Below are 18,128 nucleotides of genomic sequence, written 5' to 3'. Positions count from 1 at the left end.
AAAAAGTGGCCCCTCGCTCGTGACTTCGTGTCCCTTCGCTTCGCTACGGGCCACGAAGTCTTTGTTTTGCGGCTCCGCCGCTCTCCGCGCTGCGCGCGTCGATCGCGCGGCTTGCCTGTCTCGGGGGCGCTGACGCGCCGGGGGGCGGGCTTGGTGGGAGGCCGGGGTCGGGGGTGTTGTCGGGGTGGGGCCTCGTTCGTGGGGCTTCCGCTTGCCGTTGCACCGCTACTGGGGGTAGTGGCGCACGGTGGGCGCGGTGGCCGACTGTGTTGCTTGTGTTTGCGTCGCCCGTCGATTGCCTCATGGAGTTCGGGCTGTTGGGGCGAGGGCGTGTCGTCTCACAGTGTGAGATGTCTTGCGTGGCGTCGTGGGTGCTTGTGTCGTGTCTTGGGCGGTGGTTCGTTGTGGGGCCGCGTTGTCGAATTGCCGCGCCGTGCCTGCTACGTGCGGTGGAGCCCTTTGTGGCCCGTGGATCCCGTGTCGTGGGGGGTGCTCCCGTGCGCGTCGTGCGGGGACGCGCCGGGGGTGGTTGGTCTCAGATAGTAGGAACTCCGAGTAAATTGCAGACAGCGATGTCATGCGTCGCCTAACGTGAAAGAAGACGGTCCCTTCCGTACCCGGAAATCCCCGTACGGCAGGAAATTTCAGCACGCCCACAAGGCCCCTGCACGTGTCCGTCGCACGCTGTGTAGACCCCCGCCTTGTGAAGGAAGTGCAACCATGGACGAAACCGCGCGCCGTAACGCCGCTCGTGCCCTTCAGCGTGCCCTCGATCGGCGTGACAACGGGGGCAGCCCGGCCGACGAGGAGCGCTGACGGGCTCCGATTCGCACCACTGCGTCCCATCATCCGGACTGGATATGTCAGTCCCTGGGACGGAAGGTAAGGTCCAGCGCATGTCTCGCAGCATTCGTCTCGCAGTGGTTCCCGGTGACGGCATCGGCCAGGAAGTGGTCGCGGAGGGTCTGAAGGTCCTCGGCGCCGTGCTTCCTCCCGATGTCAAGATCGAGACCACCGAGTACGACCTCGGTGCCCGCCTGTACCACCGCACCGGAGAGACGCTGCCCGACAGCGTGCTCGACGAGCTGCGCGGTCAGGACGCGATCCTGCTCGGCGCCATCGGCGACCCGAGTGTGCCCTCGGGGGTGCTGGAGCGCGGCCTGCTGCTCAAGCTCCGCTTCGCGTTCGATCACCACGTCAACCTGCGTCCGGCCAAGCTCGCGCCGGGCGTGGTCTCGCCGCTGGGCGCGGACGCGCAGATCGACTTCGTGGTGGTCCGCGAGGGCACCGAAGGCCCGTACACCGGCAACGGCGGCACGCTGCGCACCGGCACCGAGCACGAGGTGGCCACCGAGGTCAGCGTCAACACCGCGTTCGGCATCGAGCGGGTCGTGCGGGACGCGTTCGCCCGCGCCCAGGCCCGGCCGCGCAAGAAGCTGACCCTGGTGCACAAGAACAACGTGCTGGTGTACGCGGGTCACCTGTGGACCCGGGTGTTCGACGCGGTCGCGGCCGAGTTCCCCGACGTCACCACCGACTACCTGCACGTCGACGCGGCGACCATCTTCATGGTCACCCAGCCCGAGCGCTTCGACGTGATCGTCACCGACAACCTGTTCGGCGACATCATCACCGACCTCGCCGCCGCCATCGCGGGCGGCATCGGCCTCGCGGCCAGCGGCAACATCAACCCGTCCCGCGAGTTCCCGTCCATGTTCGAGCCGGTGCACGGCTCGGCGCCGGACATCGCCGGCCAGGGCAAGGCCGACCCCACCGCCACCGTGCTCTCGGTCGCGATGCTCCTGGAGCACCTGGGCCTGACCGCGGAGGCCCGTCGGGTCGAGGCGGCGGTCTACGCCGACCTCGCCGAGCGCGGCACCCTCGGCACACGCGGGACGTCGCAGATCGGCGACGCCCTCGCGGCCCGAGTAGCCGGCTGATTCGCCGGCACCATCACGTTCGTCGACCGGGACCGTCGACGCGTGCCCCCTGCCCGACCGGCGAATCGGTCGTCGGGCAGGACGGGGGCCGCGCCTGTCGGGATCCCGGTCGACTGCGTTAACGTCTCACCGGGTGGAACGCGAGTGCGGTTCCCGGGAACACTTCCAGTACGTCTACGTGCCGGAAGCCGGGTTCCAACAGCACCCAGCTCCGCCATACTCCACGGTGAAGGACGAGAACAGCCATGACGACTGCCGCCCCGCAGGAGCCCTCCCTCCAGGCTTCCCTGACGATCGACCTCAAGCCCACCGCACATCCGCTGAGCGACGCCGAGCGCGCCACACGCCTGGAGAGCCCCGGCTTCGGCCGCGTGTTCACCGAGCACATGGTCGGCATCAAGTGGAGTGCGGGGCGCGGCTGGTACGACGCGCAGCTCACCCCGTACGCATCCCTCGACATCGACCCCGCGAACATGACGCTGCACTACGCGCAGTCGATCTTCGAGGGTCTCAAGGCGTACCGCCGCCCCGACGGCAGCGTGGCCACTTTCCGGCCGTACGCGAACGCCGCGCGCTTCCAGAACTCCGCCCGCCGGCTCGCCATGCCCGAGCTGCCGCAGGACCTGTTCGTGGCCGCGGTGGACGCGCTGATCCGCCAGGACGCCGCGTGGGTGCCCAGCGCGCCCGAGGAGAGCCTGTACATCCGGCCGTTCATGTTCGCCACCGAGGTCGGCCTCGGCGTGCGGCCCGCGAACGAATTCCTGTTCCTGGTGATCGCGTCGCCGGCCGGCCCCTACTTCGCGGGCGGCGTGCGGCCGGTCTCGGTGTGGTTGTCCCAGGAGTACGTGCGCGCGGTGCCCGGCGGCACCGGCGAGGCCAAGTGCGCCGGCAACTACGCGGCATCGCTGGTCGCCCAGGCCCAGGCCATCGAGCAGGGCTGCGACCAGGTGGTCTGGCTGGACGCGATCGAGCGTCGCTGGATCGAGGAGATGGGTGGCATGAACCTGTACTTCGTGTACGGGGAGGGCAAGGACGCGCGGATCGTCACGCCGCGCCTGACCGGCTCGCTGCTGCCCGGCATCACCCGCGACTCGCTGCTCCAGCTCGCGGCGGACCGCGGCTACGCCACCGAGGAGGCGCTGATCTCGGTCGACGACTGGCGCGAGGGCAACGCGAACGGCACCCTCACCGAGGTCTTCGCGTGCGGCACCGCCGCGGTGATCACCCCCGTCGGCTCGGTCAAGTCCAGCAGCGCGAACTGGACCGTCGGCTCCGGCGAGGCCGGCCCGATCACGATGGAGCTGCGCAAGGCGTTGGTCGACATCCAGACCGGCCGCGCCGCGGACGCGCACGGCTGGACGCACACGATCTGAGCCGGGTCTCGCGCGGGGCGGCCGTGCCCACGGCCCAGCCGCCCCGCCGACGACCATCGCCCACATAGTGAGACCCCGGGCCCGACCCACAGGCACCTGTGCCAGACTCCGGAGCATGCAGCAGTGGCTCATTATTAGCCGCAGCGTGCCGGTAACGGGTTGATCCCCCCACCAGGGGTGCACCATCGCCCACCGCCCGCACGCAGACCTCTCGCGACCGCGAGGGGTCTTTTTGTTTGCCGCCCCACCCCGGCGGTGAGCGTGCGCGTGGGCCCGTCATGTCTTGATCGAAGGGAGAACCGAGGCCAATGCACCCCACGACCACCGACCCGAGCGCCTTCCACGTCTTCGACACCACCCTCCGGGACGGTTCACAGCGCGAGGGCATCAACCTGACGGTGTCCGACAAGCTCACCGTGGCCCGCCACCTGGACGACTTCGGCGTCGGCTTCATCGAGGGCGGCTGGCCCGGCGCGGTACCGCGCGATACCGAGTTCTTCCGCCGGGCCAAGGAGGAACTGCAACTGGGACACGCCGTCCTGGTCGCGTTCGGCTCGACCCGCAAGGCGGGCACCACGGCCGCCGCGGATCCCCAGGTCCAGGCGCTGCTCGACGCCGAGGCGCCGGTCGTGTGCCTGGTGGCCAAGTCGCACGACAAGCACGTCTCGCTCGCGCTGCGCACCACGCTGGACGAGAACCTGGAGATGGTCCGGGACACCGTCGCCCACCTGCGGGCGCAGGGCCGTCGGGTGTTCGTCGACTGCGAGCACTTCTTCGACGGCTACCGGGCCAACCCCGAGTACGCGCTGAGCGTGGTCGCCGCCGCGCACGACGCGGGTGCCGAGGTGGTCGTGTTGTGCGACACCAACGGCGGGATGTTGCCCAGCGGCGTCCGCGAGATCGTCGCCGCCGTGCACGCCGGCACCGGGGCCCGGCTGGGCATCCACGCGCAGGACGACACCGGCTGCGCGGTGGCCAACACCATCGCGGCCGTCGAGGGCGGCGCCACGCACGTCCAGTGCACCGCCAACGGCTACGGCGAACGGGTGGGCAACGCGAACCTGTTCCAGGTGGTGGGCAACCTCGAACTCAAGAAGGACATGCGCGTGTTGCCCGAGGGCAAACTGCGCGAGATGACCCGGATCTCGCATGCGATCGCCGAGGTGGTCAACCTGGCCCCCTCCACCCACCTGCCCTACGTGGGGGTGTCCGCGTTCGCGCACAAGGCCGGACTGCACGCGTCCGCGATCAAGGTCGACCCCGACCTGTACCAGCACATCGATCCGGCGCTGGTCGGCAACGACATGCGGATGCTGATCTCGGACATGGCCGGGCGTGCCTCGATCGAGCTCAAGGGCAAGGAACTGGGCTACGACCTCTCCGACGACAAGGACCTGGTCGGCCGGGTGGTCAACCAGGTCAAGGTGCGCGAGGCCGCCGGTTACACGTACGAGGCCGCGGACGCGTCCTTCGAACTGCTGCTGCGGGACGAGAGCCTGGGCCGGGCACGGTTCTTCACGCTGGAGTCGTGGCGCGCGATCAGCGAACAGCGCGGCGACGGCGTGCCGGTCAACGAGGCCACCGTGAAGCTCTTCGCCAAGGGCGAGCGGATCGTGGCGACCGGCGAGGGCAACGGCCCGGTCAACGCGCTCGACCGCGCGCTGCGGCTGGCCCTGGAACGCATCTACCCGCAACTCGCGGCGTTCGAGCTGCTGGACTACAAGGTGCGGCTGCTGGAGGGCCGACACGGGACGGACGCGATCACGCGGGTGCTGGTGGAGACCACCGACGGCAAGCAGGAGTGGAGCACCGTCGGGGTCGCGGAGAACGTGATCGCGGCGTCGTGGCAGGCCCTGGAGGACGCGTACACCTACGGTCTGCTCAAGGCGGGCCTGACCCCCGGTGCCCCGGACACCGAGGGATCGGACCACGCGTAGCTCGTAAGTGATGAACCGTCAGGGGCGGCCGGGGCGGAACGATCGCCACCCGTCGCCCCACGGTTCGTCCCAGCCCGCCGGCAGCGGCGACAGGGACCCCGGCGGGGGCGACGGCAGCGCGGGTGGAGCGGGCGTCGCGGCCCGCGGTTGCAGCGGCGCGGGGGGAGCGGGCGCCGGGGCGGGCGGACGCACGGGTGCGGAGGCCAGCGGACTGGCCGCGGTCATCGGGTTGGGCGGCAGCAGCGGTTCGCTCTCTTCGAGACGTGCCAACTCGCGTCCGACGGCGAAACGTTCGAGCCGCCCTCGGACCTCTTCCGGTTCCCGCGACACGGATAGTTCCCGGTCGAGGTCGAACTCCTCGGCCGCCGCGCCCGGCAGCAGGTTGGCCTGCGGGGGCCTTCGCGGCAGCCCCGACTCGGTCGTGCCGTCGACCATCGGAAGGCGGGCCGCTTGCGCCGCGCGCCTGCTGTTGTCGTCCACCGAACCCCACCTCGGTTCGTTGTTGGGCCTGCGCCTCAAAACGTTCTGATATCAATTGGGCAACAGATGGCTATGGAATGACCTTAGCAATGTGCGGCTCGAGGCGGGCACTCGGCCGGGCATGTCGCCGAGTCCTGTCACACGTTTGTCGAATTTCTCGAACGCCCTTGGGAATCCCGCTACTCGGGCTTCGCGACCACAACACCTCAGGCGAACCCCGCAATGGGATTCGCCTGAGATGAAGTGGTGCGCAATACGAAAAAACAGGTGCGAACGGTTACCGAAGACCGGTGCGAGCGAGCCCGAAGGTCAGCGCAGGCGGGCCATCAGTGCGTGCTCGACCAGCGTGATCAGGGTCGACTTGGCCGATTCGCGGCGCCGTGCGTCACAGCTCACGATCGGGGTGTCGGGCCCTATCTGCAATGCCTCGCGGACATCCTCCGCGTGGTGGGTCTGCAATCCGTCGAAGCAGTTCAACGCGACGATGAACGGCAGCCCGCTGTTCTCGAAGTAGTCGATCGCGGGGAAGCAATCGGCGAGTCGGCGCGTGTCCACCAGAACCACGGCGCCGATCGCGCCGCGGACCAGGTCGTCCCACATGAACCAGAATCGGTGCTGACCCGGCGTACCGAAGAGGTACAGGATCAGATCCTCGTCCAGCGTGATGCGACCGAAGTCCATCGCGACCGTCGTCGTCTGCTTGTCCGGCGTCGCCGACAGGTCGTCGACACCGGCGCTGGCGGACGTCATGACCGCTTCGGTACGCAGCGGAGCGATCTCCGAGACGGCACCGACGAGCGTGGTCTTGCCCACGCCGAATCCGCCGGCGACGACGATTTTCGCCGACGTGGTGGAGGACCTGGCGGGAGCCGGGCCCGGGCTAGAGCTTGCGAAGTCCACTGAGCACCCTTTCGAGCAGCGTGACGTCCGGCTGCCCCTGGTCGTTCCCGGGCTGGTGAATGACCACCAGCCCGGCTTCGGCGAGGTCCGCGACGAGTACGCGGGCGACGCCGAGCGGGATGGTGAGCAGAGCCGAGATCTCGGCTACCGACTTGACCTCCCGACACAGCGCACAGATGCGCTGGTGCTCGGGCAACAGGCCGGGTGGGTTGGCCACCTGAGGTGTAGTGGTGACCAGGGCCTCCAGCGCGAGCTGATAGCGAGGCCGGGTGCGACCACCGGTCATGGCGTACGGGCGGACCAGGGTCTCGTGAAACTCCTGGTCCCCGTGATCGGACATATCCGGAGGTGTCATCGCGGCAGTGCACCTTGGAGTTCGGCGCGCAAGGCCGGCGTGAGCACGGCGCCCGCGCGATCGACGAGCAGGGCCATCTCGTAGCCGATCAGGCCGATGTCGCACTCCGGCGACGCCAGCACGGCCAACGAGGAGCCGTCCGAAATCGACATGATAAAGAGGAAACCCCGTTCCATTTCCACGACCGTCTGGGTCACGTGCCCGCCCTCGAAGATACGGGACGCACCCTGGGTCAGGCTGGTCAAACCCGATGCGACGGCGGCGAGCTGATCCGCCCGGTCGCGAGGGAAGCCCTCGGACAGGGCGAGCAGCAGGCCGTCCGCGGAGACCACGACCGTGTGCGACACCCCGGGGGTGTTGTCCACGAAGTTCGTGATCAGCCAGTTCAGGTTCTGCGCGGCCTGGCTCAACGACTTCTCAGTCATGCCTGCTCCTGGTTGTTCTCGTCACGAGGCCGAGGGGCGGATCCCCCGGACCCGGCGGTGCGACCCTGCTGGATGCCCCGGCGGAAGTTGGTCAGTCGCCCGCGAACCTCGTCGGGCGACCGGGACAGGCCCGGAGCGCCCGGCGTGGGCCGGCCCGACTGCTCCTGACGGGTGCCGGGTGCGGCAGGACCCGCACCCGGGTGGCCCGGGGCCTGAGCCCCGCCGGACTGCTCGACGCCGCCCGGCACCAGGTTGGCGCGGGGCACACGGCGAGGCAGGCCCGCTCCGGTGGTGCCACCCGAGGACGGCTCGCGAGCGGCCTCCGCCGCGCGCCAACCGTCGTCACCGGCCGAGTACCAGCCGGACTGCTGACCCTGGGGGCCGACGGCGGGTGCGACCGCGGGGGACTGCTCGACAATCTCGTCCGGTTCCGTCGGCGTCCCGAACATGTCGGTGGCGGGCTGTTGACGCCCTCCACCGAAGGCCGGGGCCTGCTCGACCGGTGCCGGTGCCTGCGGCGGGTTGGTCGCCATCGGCACCCGACGGTCCAGGTTGCCGAGCGGACTCGCCTCGGCCTCCTGCTCCGGCGCGGCCTGCTCCCCGCCTCGCGGCGTGGAACGGACCTGCGCGGCTCGCATCCGGCCGCCACGGTTGCCCTGGCGGTGGAACCAGTCGGATTCGAGCGTGTCGAAGATCGGCAGCCTACCGTCGTCGCCGGTGCTCGGCGGCGCACTCATGTCCAACTCGGACGGAGCGGGCAGTTGTTCGGCGCTTTCCGGCACACCCACCGGCGCGAAGGGCGAGCCCTCCGAGCGGCCGGGTCCCACCGGTGCGAACGGCGAGGCCGCCGGCCGCACATCGCCCTGCGGACCGCGTACCTGCTCGGCCCGGGTGTGCTCGTCCTGTTCCTGCCGCGGGGGCTCGGGGCGAGCCTGCGGGGCGAGACCGCGCAGTACCGGCAGCGAGTCCCCGGTCGAGGGCAGGTCGCCGTCGAGGGGAGTGCGACCGCGCTGCGGCAGTTCCTCCCGACGGGTCAGTTCCTCGCGGCGCGGCGTCTCGTAGCCGGTCGGCACCTCGGCCGGCGGCGCAACGGGCTCCAGCGACTGCGGTGCCACCGGGGTGAGCTCGTCGTATTCGGTACCCCACGGAGCGAGCGCACGCTCGTCCTGCCGGGGCGCGAGCTCCGCACCCGGGCGGCCGAACGGCTGCGCGGGCTGCTCGTAGCCGCCCCGGTCGATCTCGGTCCCGGGCTGCGGCTCGTCGGCGTACGGCGAACCGAACGGCGACGCGAACTGCGAGGTGTCACCCCCGCGTCCGGACTCCTCCAGGGGCTGCGGCGGGGCCGGGAACGAACCGGTGTCCTGCCCGTACCGCGGCTGCAACGACTCGGCCTCGTGGCCGTCGTCGCCGGTGCCGAACATCGGCGCCGAGGGCGCGGCGGGGAAGACTCCGGCGCGCGGGTCGTCCGCGTGCGTCCGGTGCTGCGGCGGCTGCGGCAGTACCGGCGCGAACGGGTTGTCCTCCCGACCCGGCGTGGCCGGCGGCGGCGAACTCGGCGCGCGGTGCGCACCCGTGCTGGTGACGCCCGGTTCGCTCGCGAACGGGTTCACCGTGCCCGGGTAGGGCGTGTCCGTCCCGACCGAGCCGTCCTGGAAGGACGGGGCCGCGAAGGACTGCGTGCTGCCGTACGAAGGCTCCTGCTGAACCGGAGGCTGCGCGGGCCGGCCGTCGGTGTTGCGGTTGTTGCGGGTGTCGGGAGCGTTGTTCGGCTGCGGGGCCTGGTTGACCGGCTGGGCCGGTGCCTCGGCGCCCCGCTGCGGCAGTTCGCGTCGCCGGTTGCGCTCCTCGGCCCGGCTGCCCACCCGGGGTCCGGGCAGGGCCTGGGCGACCGGCGCGGCGGCGGGCAGTTCCTCGGTCCAGCCGGAGACGGCCGCCGCGGTCTTGTCGCCGCCCTTGCTCCAGCCGTCGCCGCCACCGGGGCGGTCGCCCTGGATGAGCTCGATCGGGAGCATGACCAGCGCGGTGGTACCGCCACCCTCGCCCGGCCGGAGCTGGACGCGGATGCCGTGCCGGGTGGCCAGTCGGCCGACCACGAACAGACCCATGCGGCGCGAGATGGACACGTCCACCACCGGCGGGCGGGCCAGCCGCTGGTTGGCGTCGGCGAGGTCGTCGCCGGTGAGCCCGATGCCGTTGTCGTGGATCTCGATCAGCGCGCGGCCGTCGGGGAGGATGTGGCCGGTGACGCGCACCTTGGTGTGCGGGCTGGAGAAGGTGGTCGAGTTCTCCAGCAACTCGGCGAGCAGGTGCACGAGGTCGTTGACCGCGCGGCCGGCGATGTCGGTGGTGGGCAGTGCGCCCAACTCGACTCGCTCGTACTGCTCCACCTCGGAGGCCGCGGCGCGCAGCACGTCGACCAGCGGGACCGGTCGGGTCCAGCGGCGGCCGGGCTCTTCACCCGCGAGCACCAGGAGGTTCTCACCGTTGCGGCGCATACGCGTCGCGAGGTGGTCGAGCTTGAACAGGTTGGCGAGCTGGTCCGGGTCCGCCTCGCGGTTCTCCAGGTCGGAGATGAGCGCGAGCTGACGCTGGATCAGGCTCTGGCTGCGGCGCGAGAGGTTGACGAACATCGCGTTGACGTTGCCTCGGAGCAGGGCCTGCTCGGCGGCGAGTCGCACGGCCTCGGCGTGCACCGCGTCGAACGCGCGGGCCACCTGACCGATCTCGTCCCGGGACAACACGCCGATCGGCTCGATGGCCAGATCCACGTCGCCGGGATCGGACTCGGAGAGCCGGCGCACCGTCTCGGGCAGTCGCTCCTCGGCGACCTCCAGGGCGGAGCGGCGCAGCGTGTTCAGCGAGCGCACCAGCGACCGCGCCACGATCACACCGAGCAGGATGGTGATCAACAGCGCGCCGACGACGAGGATCGTGTTGATCAACGCGTCGGTACGGGCTTCGTCCCGCAGGTCCTTCGCGGTGGCGGTCAGCTTGAGCCCGAGTTGGGCCTCGACCTGACCGAGCGCGCTGATCTTGTCGGTGGACAGCGTCCACCACTCCTGCGTGGTGAAGTCGTTCGCGTTCTCCAGCCGGGCCAGGCCGTTCGGCTTGTTGTTGGAGGCCAGCGCGGCGTTGACCATGCTCTTGAAGAGCTGGAACCGCTCCTCGACCGCGGTGATCTTGTCCCGGCTGACGCTGGCCTTGTAGACCGTGCTCCAGTCGGAGGGCGCGACGCTGGTGAAGCCGCGAATCGCGTTCTGCTCGGCTTCGTTGAGCCGGGCGAGCGTCTCGCTCGCCTCCAGCGGGATCTCGTTCGGCTTGAGGCCGTACGCGATCACCGCGGCGCGCTGCGAGGACGCGTACGCCTTCGACTCACCGAACGAACCCAGTGCGCGGGCGCCCTGGATCAGGTCGGGGTCGCGGGTGACCTCGGGCGCCTCCTGGTTGATCTGCAGGAGCTGCAGAATCATCTTGTTGTAGGCGTCGACCGTGCTGCGGGTGCTCGTGCGGAAGGCGTCCTGACGGGTGCGGTTGAGCTCCGTCAGAGAGTGGCCGATGTCCTTGAGCGTGGCACCGAGCACCGGCATCGAATCGGTGTTCATCTTCGCGACGGTCGCGTTGTAGACGGTGACCTGGTCGTCGGTGGTCTTCTTGGCCTTGTTGACCTCGGCCGTCAGATCCGACGAGGGAGCCACACTCGCCTGCGCGAGCAGGTCGCGTTCCTGCTCCAGCCACGTGGCCAGCGTCGAGGCCTGATCGATGATGGCGGCGGCCTTTTGCACCGTGTCCATCTCGCGGGTCTTGTCGATCGACGACTGGATACGCAGGCCACCGAGCAAAGCGGCGACCACGACCGGGAGCAGGAGCAGCGCGGTGATCCGGGTACGGATGCGCCAGTTCCTGATCGAGAACAGCAACTTGAACCGGGACGGTGCCGCCCCGGTGGGCCGGGCTGCCCCGGCGCCGGCTAGGGAGTCCCCGACGGGGTCGGAGGTCTCGTTGGCGTCCTGGGGTCCGCTGGCTTGCTGCGGGGCTCGCACCTCCGGCGTGGAAGGGCCGGCCGTGGCCGGGGCCCCTGCGGAGTCGTGCTGCTTCTTCCGACGTCCCTGCACTAGCGTCGCAACCTCTTGTGACCAGTCGTTAGACCCGCCGGTAAGGCGAGGCTCGTGTGCGTAAATCCGCTGGATTCGCGTTCTTCCCAGGGCACCTCGGCCGCGTTCGCGCGCCGAGATGAAGGAACTCCGCTTGTTGGGAACCACCCCCGTGGTCGCAGGCATTTCAGCACAGCCACGGGGCCGCAACAAGATAGCGGGGTCCGGACATAGAACCATTGCAACCGGTCTTGGCGGTTAACCCGCTTCGTGGGGTAAACAACCGGTATTAAGGGACGAGCGAGGGCAAAATGCCACACGTTTGTCGAGGTTCCGAGGAGGTGAAAATCACATATTGATGTCCCGGTTCGAACACCTGGTGTAAACCGTGATGTGCAGTCGGTGATCGAGGCCGGCGGGTGACCCGTGACCACCCCTGACGTAACCACGGGTAATCTTGAAGGACAAGGCTGCACCCTGCATGCAGTTGTGACGGTGCCCCGCATGCGGCACGAGGCGAGAAAGAGCGAGAACCGGGAATCGTGGACAACATCAGCACGCACCGCGCCAGCACGGCCAATCCCAGGCGTACCCAACTGGACGTGGTCCTGCCCCGCCAGCGCGTGGCCGAGGCGGCGGTGGGGACGTCGGTGATCGCCGAGGTGCGGACCGCGAACCCCAGGCGCACCAACCTGATGGACGTCCCGCCGGCGGACGCGCGCGGCTGACCCCGCACCACCCACCGAGGCGCTCCGCGCCCGCGTAGCCTTGGGCACGTCTCGTACGTGTCTCTTCGGCAAGGGTGACCCATCTTGCGCATTGCCAGGTTCTCCACCGACGACTCCGTCTCCTTCGGGGTGGTGACCGGCGACGCCGACCGACCCGAGTCGCTGGTGGTGCACGCCCTCGCCGGCCACCCGTTCGGCGAACTGCGGCCCACCGGCGCCCAGCACGCGTTGTCCTCGGTCCGTCTGCTCGCGCCCGTACTGCCGAGCAAGGTCGTCGCGATCGGCAAGAACTACGCCGCGCACGCCGCCGAGATGGGCTCGGCCGTCCCCGACGTGCCGATCACCTTCCTCAAGCCGTCCACGTCGGTGATCGGGCACGGCGACGGCATCGCCTACCCGCAGATCTCCGACGACGTGCACCACGAGGCCGAACTGGCCGTGGTGATCGGCCGGATGTGCCGGGACGTGCCCGCCGAGCGGGCGGCCGAGGTGATCTTCGGCTACACCTGCGCCAACGACGTGACCGCGCGCGACCTGCAGCGCGCCGAGGGCCAGTGGGGCCGGGCCAAGGGCATGGACACCTTCTGCCCGCTGGGCCCGTGGGTGGAGACCGACATCACCCTGGCCCAGATCGACGAGGGCGAGGGCCTGACCGTGGCCTGCACCGTCAATGGCGAGGTGCGTCAGGCCGGCAGCACGGGACAGATGATCCGCACCGTCACCGAGTTGATCGTGCACGTCACCCAGGCGATGACCCTGCTGCCCGGCGACGTGCTGCTGACCGGCACCCCGGCGGGCGTCGGTCCACTGCACGTGGGCGACCGGGTCTCGGTCACCGTCGGTGGCGTCGGCACCCTGACCAATACCGTGATCAAGCGCGGCTGAACCCGGCGCGCGCGGGCAATCATGGGCGGGACATCCCACTTGTGACGGTTCGAACGAGGGTCCGGTAACCCGTTTTGGTCACGCGCGCCTCATCGGGTAAAGTTCTTCTCGTGCCGCCCCGCAAGGGACCGGCGCGGAGCGAAGTCCTCGCAAAAGCCCCCGGGTGCGGCGAAGGACCGAGCAATGGGGTATGGGGTAATTGGCAGCCCGACGGTTTCTGGTTCCGTTAGTCTAGGTTCGAGTCCTGGTACCCCAGCTGCATCGTCTCCGGACGATGTCGCTGGAAGAAGTTCATGATTGATGATCTGGCCCCGTTGTGTAGTGGCCTAGCACGTCGCCCTCTCAAGGCGGTAGCGCGGGTTCGAATCCCGTCGGGGCTACCAGATCAGCCGTTCGCCGCTTCCCTGGCACGCGGCATCACACAGCAGTACGAGGCCCCGTTGTGTAGTGGCCTAGCACGTCGCCCTCTCAAGGCGGTAGCGCGGGTTCGAATCCCGTCGGGGCTACCTCGAAGAAGAAGACCTCTCGCAGTCGCGGGAGGTCTTCCTCGTTTTCCGTGACGCAGGCGCCGGACACCGGTGCAGGGCCTGCCGGTTCGGGTCTCGATCGTGGTACGTGGTGCGGTTCCCCGGACGCCGCCGGGCGCCCGGGGAGCGGGGCGGTCAGACCTCCACCTGTGCCCGGCGCAGTGCGTCGGACAACTTGGCGGCGGCCTCCATGACGGCCTGCGCGTGCAGGCGGCCGGGGTGCCGGGTCAGTCGCTCGATCGGGCCGGAGACGGACACGGCGGCCACCACGCGGTTGCTCGGACCGCGTACGGCGGCCGAGACCGACGCGACGCCCGGCTCGCGCTCGCCGATGCTCTGCGCCCAGCCGCGGCGGCGCACGCCGGAGAGTGTGGTCGCGGTGAATCGCGCGCCCTGCAGGCCGCGGTGCAGCCGCTCGGGTTCCTCCCAGGCGAGCAGGCACTGGGCGGCCGAACCGGCCTTCATCGGCAGCGTGCTGCCCACCGGGACGGTGTCGCGCAGGCCGGAGAGTCGCTCGGCCGCGGCCACGCACACGCGCATGTCGCCCTGGCGCCGGTAGAGCTGCGCGCTCTCGCCGGTGATGTCGCGCATGTGCGCGAGCACCGGGTGCGCGGCGGCCAGCAGCCGGTCCTCGCCGGCCGCGGCGGCCAGCTCGGCCAGCCGCGGGCCGAGCACGAATCGCCCCTGCATGTCGCGCGCGACCAGACGGTGGTGTTCCAGGGCCACCGCGAGTCGATGTGCGGTGGGCCGGGCAAGACCGGTTATGGCGACGAGTCCCGCGAGCGTGGCAGGACCGGCTTCGAGCGCGGCCAGCACGACAGCGGCCTTGTCGAGAACGCCGACTCCGCTAGAATTGTCCATGCCTTGATATTGCCGTCTCGGATTACGAGACGCAAGTCCGCGACCGAGGCCGGTGCCGGCACAGTGGCGCAACGCGCCGAACCCGAGCACCGGAAGACAGCCGGGAGCCGTCGGGAGCGGGGACGCGTCAGCGCGTCGACCGCGGATACGGAATCAGCCGCACCCGCGCGACACAGGACATACAGCGCCGGCAATGGCGCCGGCCGGAGGGACAGCGATGGGACGGACACTCGCGGAGAAGGTCTGGGACGCACATGTGGTGCGTCGCGCGGAGGGCGAGCCGGACCTGCTCTACATCGACCTGCACCTGCTGCACGAGGTGACCAGTCCGCAGGCGTTCGACGGCCTGCGGCAGGCCGGTCGGCAGGTTCGTCGGACCGATCTGACGATCGCGACCGAGGACCACAACACGCCGACGCTCGACGTCGACAAACCCATCGCGGACCCGGTTTCGCGCGCCCAGATCGAGACGCTCCGCAAGAACGCCGCCGAGTTCGGGGTCCGGATCCACTCGCTGGGCGACGTCGAGCAGGGCATCGTGCACGTGGTCGGCCCGCAGTTGGGACTGACCCAGCCCGGCATGACGGTGGTCTGCGGCGACAGCCACACCGCCACCCACGGCGCCTTCGGCGCCCTGGCGTTCGGCATCGGCACCAGCCAGGTCGAGCACGTGCTGGCGACCCAGACGTTGCCGATGGCGCCGTTCAAGACGATGGCGGTCACCGTCGAGGGCGACCTGCCCGAGGGCGTGGGCGCCAAGGACCTGATCCTCGCGGTGATCGCGCGGATCGGCACCGGCGGCGGTCAGGGCTACGTCATCGAGTATCGCGGCCAGGCGATCCGGAACCTCTCGATGGAGGGCCGGATGACGGTGTGCAACATGTCGATCGAGGCGGGTGCCCGGGCAGGCATGATCGCGCCCGACGAGACCACGTTCGCGTACCTGAACGGCCGGCCGCACGCCCCGCAGGGTGCCGACTGGGACGCGGCGGTGGAGTACTGGACGGGTCTGGCGACCGAGGCGGACGCGGTGTTCGACAAGGAGGTCGTGATCGACGCGGCCGAACTGTCACCGTTCGTCACGTGGGGTACCAACCCCGGCCAGGGCGCGCCGCTGGGCGAAGCCGTGCCGGACCCGGTCGCGATCGAGGACCCGGTGGAGCGCGCGGCGGCCGAGAAGGCGATCGCGTACATGGGTCTGACGGCGGGCCAGAAGCTGCGCGACATCGCGGTGGACACGGTCTTCGTCGGCTCGTGCACCAACGGTCGGATCGAGGACCTGCGCGAGGTGGCCGACATCGTCAAGGGCCGCAAGGTCGCCGACGGCGTACGCATGCTGGTCGTTCCCGGCTCGGTGCGGGTCTCGCTGCAGGCCGTGTCCGAGGGCCTGGACAAGGTGTTCACCGACTTCGGTGCCGAATGGCGCTACGCGGGCTGCTCGATGTGCCTGGGCATGAACCCCGACCAACTCGCCCCCGGCGAGCGCAGCGCGTCCACCTCCAACCGCAACTTCGAGGGGCGGCAGGGCAAGGGCGGCCGCACCCACCTGGTCTCGCCGCAGGTCGCGGCCGCGACCGCCGTGCTGGGCCACCTGGCCGCACCCGCCGACCTGAGCACCGCAGGAGTCTGAGCGATGGAAGCCTTCACCACCCACACCGGAACGGCCGTCCCGCTGCGCGAGAGCAACGTGGACACCGACCAGATCATCCCCGCGCACTGGCTCAAGAAGGTCACCCGCGACGGCTTCGAGGACGGATTGTTCGAAGCCTGGCGCAAGGACCCGGAGTTCGTACTGAACCGGCCCGAGCGCGCGGGCGCCACCGTGCTGGTGGCCGGCCCCGACTTCGGCACCGGGTCCTCGCGTGAGCACGCGGTGTGGGCCCTGCAGAACTACGGGTTCAAGGCCGTCATCTCGGCCCGGTTCGCGGACATCTTCCGGGGCAACTCGCAAAAGGGCGGTCTGCTGACCGTCGTGCTGCCGCAGGAGACCGTCGAACGCCTGTGGGCGTTGACCGAAGCCGACCCGACCGCCGAGATCACCGTGGATCTGGTGGGCCGTCAGGTGCGCGCGGGCGAGCTCGTCGCCGACTTCGAGATCGACGACTACACGCGTTGGCGGCTGCTCGAAGGGCTGGACGACATCGGTCTGACCCTGCGTCACGAGGAGGATGTCACCTCGTTCGAGGCGACCAGGCCGACCTGGCTGCCGCACACCCAGCCGGTGGGCTGATCGGCAACTCCCTTACGCAGTAGGCAAATCTGCGAGGATCGAACGGCGGGACGCGGTTGCGTCCCGCCGTTCGCATGTTCGGTGTCCGCCCCCGAAGGGCGCCCCGTTGTGCCCATAGCCGGATGAGCTGTCACAATTGCGGTGTGGAGCACCAAGGCCGACACGTGAACGAGTTCGAAGAAGTGGAACTCTTCGCCGAACTGGCCACCCGGTTGAAGGTCGCCCACGCCCGGGTGCGTAGGCTCCGACTACCGAACGAGGCTAAAGTGGCGCTAATACGCCGCTTGTTGGTCATCACCGACGCGGCAAAGCATGATTTGGCGGACGCCTCGCGGCGACTGACCAAGCTCATGGACGAGTTGGACGCGGGGCCCGCGAGTTCGCGGGACACCGCCGAAGCCTGAATCCGTTGCGACACAAGGGTGATTCGCCCGTTCGGTAATTGCTTCGGCACTTTTGGATGCTTAGCGTGCCCAATGCCGGCTGAACTGTCCCGGCATCGGTTTCCGAAGGGGAAGACGTGAACAAGGCGCAGCTCGTCGAGGCGGTCGCTGACCGACTGGGTGGCCGCAAGGCCGCCGCAGAGGCAGTCGATGCCGTCCTCGACACCATCGTTCGTGCGGTCACGGCGGGAGACCGGGTGTCCATCACGGGCTTCGGCTCGTTCGAGAAGGTGGACCGTCCGGCTCGATACGCCCGCAACCCGCAGACCGGTGAGCGGGTGCGCGTCAAGAAGACCTCGGTGCCGCGCTTCCGCGCGGGCCAGGGCTTCAAGGACTACACCAGCGGGACCAAGAAGCTCCCCAAGCCCAACGTGAAGAGCGCGGCCGCCAAGAGCAGCCCGACTCCGCGCGTGGTCGCGACGGACGCCACGGCGCCCGCCGCGAAGGCGACGACCCGCAAGGCGACCGCGGCGAAGAAGGCACCGGCGAAGCCGGCCACCTCGCGCGCCGCGGCGGTCAAGACGCCTGCCGCCACCACCCGCAAGACCGCGGCGGCCGCCAAGACGACGGCGGTTGCCAAGCCCGCCGCCAAGAAGGCGACCAAGGCGCCCGCCACCAAGGCGCCCGCCACCAAGGCGCCCGCGACCAAGGCCGCGACCAAGCCGGCCGCGGCGAAGAAGGTCACCGCCAAGGCCGCGACCAGCACCGCCAAGGCCACCACCACCAAGGCCGTCAAGAGCACGCCGGCCGCGGCGAAGGCTCCGGCGACCAAGGCGAAGGCGACCAAGGCCGCGCCGAAGGCCGCGACCGCCAAGCCGGCCGCGGCCAAGCCCGCCGCTGCCGCCAAGGCGCCGGCGACGAAGAAGCCCGCTACCAAGCGCGCGGCCAAGAAGGCCTGACGCGGCGGATTTCCCGAGCCGGCGAACCGCCGGACGACGGCGACGGGCCGGAAC

General features: G+C 69.8%; 15 protein-coding genes and 3 tRNA genes. 12 read left to right on the top strand and 6 right to left on the bottom strand.

The genetic code is table 11. The features are described 5' to 3' along the window. Window positions 1-896 precede the first annotated feature (896 nt). From ACFXMF_RS39390 to cimA, 3 genes are all read left to right on the top strand, one after another. Window positions 897-1,940, top strand: a complete 1,044-nt coding sequence (locus ACFXMF_RS39390; RefSeq protein ID WP_360310717.1) for a 3-isopropylmalate dehydrogenase — start codon at window positions 897-899, stop codon at window positions 1,938-1,940. A 245-nt stretch (window positions 1,941-2,185) separates the two neighbouring features. Next, window positions 2,186-3,313, top strand: coding sequence for a branched-chain amino acid aminotransferase (locus ACFXMF_RS39385; RefSeq protein ID WP_360310715.1), 1,128 nt, complete (start codon window positions 2,186-2,188; stop codon window positions 3,311-3,313). A gap of 308 nt (window positions 3,314-3,621) precedes the next feature. Next, window positions 3,622-5,250: a citramalate synthase gene (cimA, locus tag ACFXMF_RS39380; RefSeq protein ID WP_360310713.1), complete on the top strand. Its 1,629-nt coding sequence runs from the start codon at window positions 3,622-3,624 to the stop codon at window positions 5,248-5,250. An 18-nt stretch (window positions 5,251-5,268) separates the two neighbouring features. On the opposite strand, the gene ACFXMF_RS39375 is transcribed toward cimA, so the two are convergent. The 5 genes from ACFXMF_RS39375 to ACFXMF_RS39355 form a co-directional block, all read right to left on the bottom strand. Next, window positions 5,269-5,730, bottom strand: coding sequence for a hypothetical protein (locus ACFXMF_RS39375; RefSeq protein ID WP_379991077.1), 462 nt, complete (start codon window positions 5,728-5,730; stop codon window positions 5,269-5,271). Window positions 5,731-6,039: 309 nt separating this feature from the next. Further along, window positions 6,040-6,630, bottom strand: coding sequence for an ATP/GTP-binding protein (locus tag ACFXMF_RS39370; RefSeq protein WP_161364843.1), 591 nt, complete (start codon window positions 6,628-6,630; stop codon window positions 6,040-6,042). After that, window positions 6,611-7,090: a DUF742 domain-containing protein gene (locus tag ACFXMF_RS39365; protein WP_379991078.1), complete on the bottom strand. Its 480-nt coding sequence runs from the start codon at window positions 7,088-7,090 to the stop codon at window positions 6,611-6,613. The genes ACFXMF_RS39370 and ACFXMF_RS39365 overlap by 20 nt, the downstream gene beginning before the upstream one ends. Further along, window positions 6,982-7,410, bottom strand: coding sequence for a roadblock/LC7 domain-containing protein (locus ACFXMF_RS39360; RefSeq protein ID WP_020553297.1), 429 nt, complete (start codon window positions 7,408-7,410; stop codon window positions 6,982-6,984). Before ACFXMF_RS39360 ends, ACFXMF_RS39365 begins: the two co-directional genes overlap by 109 nt. Beyond that, the gene (locus tag ACFXMF_RS39355; RefSeq protein WP_380021044.1) at window positions 7,407-11,327 is read right to left on the bottom strand and encodes a nitrate- and nitrite sensing domain-containing protein; all 3,921 of its coding nucleotides are present in this window, start codon (window positions 11,325-11,327) and stop codon (window positions 7,407-7,409) included. The genes ACFXMF_RS39360 and ACFXMF_RS39355 overlap by 4 nt, the downstream gene beginning before the upstream one ends. A gap of 716 nt (window positions 11,328-12,043) precedes the next feature. Here ACFXMF_RS39355 and ACFXMF_RS39350 point away from each other — a divergent pair. The 5 genes from ACFXMF_RS39350 (at window position 12,044) to ACFXMF_RS39330 (ending at window position 13,620) form a co-directional block, all read left to right on the top strand. Further along, a complete protein-coding gene (locus ACFXMF_RS39350) occupies window positions 12,044-12,229 on the top strand; it encodes a hypothetical protein (protein WP_360310707.1) in 186 nt (61 codons plus the stop codon). A gap of 84 nt (window positions 12,230-12,313) precedes the next feature. Beyond that, a complete protein-coding gene (locus ACFXMF_RS39345) occupies window positions 12,314-13,114 on the top strand; it encodes a fumarylacetoacetate hydrolase family protein (RefSeq protein WP_360310705.1) in 801 nt (266 codons plus the stop codon). Window positions 13,115-13,298: 184 nt separating this feature from the next. Further along, window positions 13,299-13,370, top strand: a tRNA-Gln gene (locus tag ACFXMF_RS39340). A gap of 51 nt (window positions 13,371-13,421) precedes the next feature. Continuing rightward, window positions 13,422-13,497: transfer RNA gene (locus ACFXMF_RS39335), tRNA-Glu, on the top strand. Window positions 13,498-13,547: 50 nt separating this feature from the next. Further along, window positions 13,548-13,620: transfer RNA gene (locus ACFXMF_RS39330), tRNA-Glu, on the top strand. Between the two features lie 156 nt (window positions 13,621-13,776). On the opposite strand, the gene ACFXMF_RS39325 is transcribed toward ACFXMF_RS39330, so the two are convergent. Beyond that, window positions 13,777-14,502: an IclR family transcriptional regulator gene (locus ACFXMF_RS39325; protein ID WP_026218813.1), complete on the bottom strand. Its 726-nt coding sequence runs from the start codon at window positions 14,500-14,502 to the stop codon at window positions 13,777-13,779. A 217-nt stretch (window positions 14,503-14,719) separates the two neighbouring features. Here ACFXMF_RS39325 and leuC point away from each other — a divergent pair, with 217 nt between their 5' ends. From leuC to ACFXMF_RS39305, 4 genes are all read left to right on the top strand, one after another. Beyond that, window positions 14,720-16,132, top strand: a complete 1,413-nt coding sequence (gene leuC, locus ACFXMF_RS39320) for a 3-isopropylmalate dehydratase large subunit (protein WP_360310703.1) — start codon at window positions 14,720-14,722, stop codon at window positions 16,130-16,132. A 3-nt stretch (window positions 16,133-16,135) separates the two neighbouring features. Then, a complete protein-coding gene (gene leuD, locus ACFXMF_RS39315; protein WP_379991080.1) occupies window positions 16,136-16,732 on the top strand; it encodes a 3-isopropylmalate dehydratase small subunit in 597 nt (198 codons plus the stop codon). 143 nt (window positions 16,733-16,875) lie between these two features. After that, window positions 16,876-17,136 carry a hypothetical protein gene (locus tag ACFXMF_RS39310; protein WP_379992908.1) on the top strand — a complete coding sequence of 87 codons (261 nt, stop codon included), beginning with the start codon at window positions 16,876-16,878 and terminating at the stop codon, window positions 17,134-17,136. 116 nt (window positions 17,137-17,252) lie between these two features. Next, window positions 17,253-18,074: an HU family DNA-binding protein gene (locus ACFXMF_RS39305; RefSeq protein WP_380021042.1), complete on the top strand. Its 822-nt coding sequence runs from the start codon at window positions 17,253-17,255 to the stop codon at window positions 18,072-18,074. Window positions 18,075-18,128: the final 54 nt, after the last annotated feature.

This window comes from Embleya sp. NPDC059213 (genome assembly GCF_042754445.1).
GTDB lineage: Bacteria > Actinomycetota > Actinomycetes > Streptomycetales > Streptomycetaceae > Embleya.
Note: the sequence above shows the minus strand (reverse complement) of the source record. Positions and strands in the feature narration are given on the sequence as shown.

Excerpts from the sequence above, each read along its gene's own strand:
- ACFXMF_RS39390 (WP_360310717.1), top strand. The coding sequence starts at position 897 with ATGTCTCGCAGCATTCGTCTCGCAGTGGTTCCCGGTGACGGCATCGGC.
- ACFXMF_RS39385 (WP_360310715.1), top strand. The coding sequence starts at position 2,186 with ATGACGACTGCCGCCCCGCAGGAGCCCTCCCTCCAGGCTTCCCTGACG.
- cimA (WP_360310713.1), top strand. The coding sequence starts at position 3,622 with ATGCACCCCACGACCACCGACCCGAGCGCCTTCCACGTCTTCGACACC.
- ACFXMF_RS39360 (WP_020553297.1), bottom strand. The coding sequence starts at position 7,410 with ATGACTGAGAAGTCGTTGAGCCAGGCCGCGCAGAACCTGAACTGGCTG.
- ACFXMF_RS39325 (WP_026218813.1), bottom strand. The coding sequence starts at position 14,502 with ATGGACAATTCTAGCGGAGTCGGCGTTCTCGACAAGGCCGCTGTCGTG.
- leuC (WP_360310703.1), top strand. The coding sequence starts at position 14,720 with ATGGGACGGACACTCGCGGAGAAGGTCTGGGACGCACATGTGGTGCGT.
- leuD (WP_379991080.1), top strand. The coding sequence starts at position 16,136 with ATGGAAGCCTTCACCACCCACACCGGAACGGCCGTCCCGCTGCGCGAG.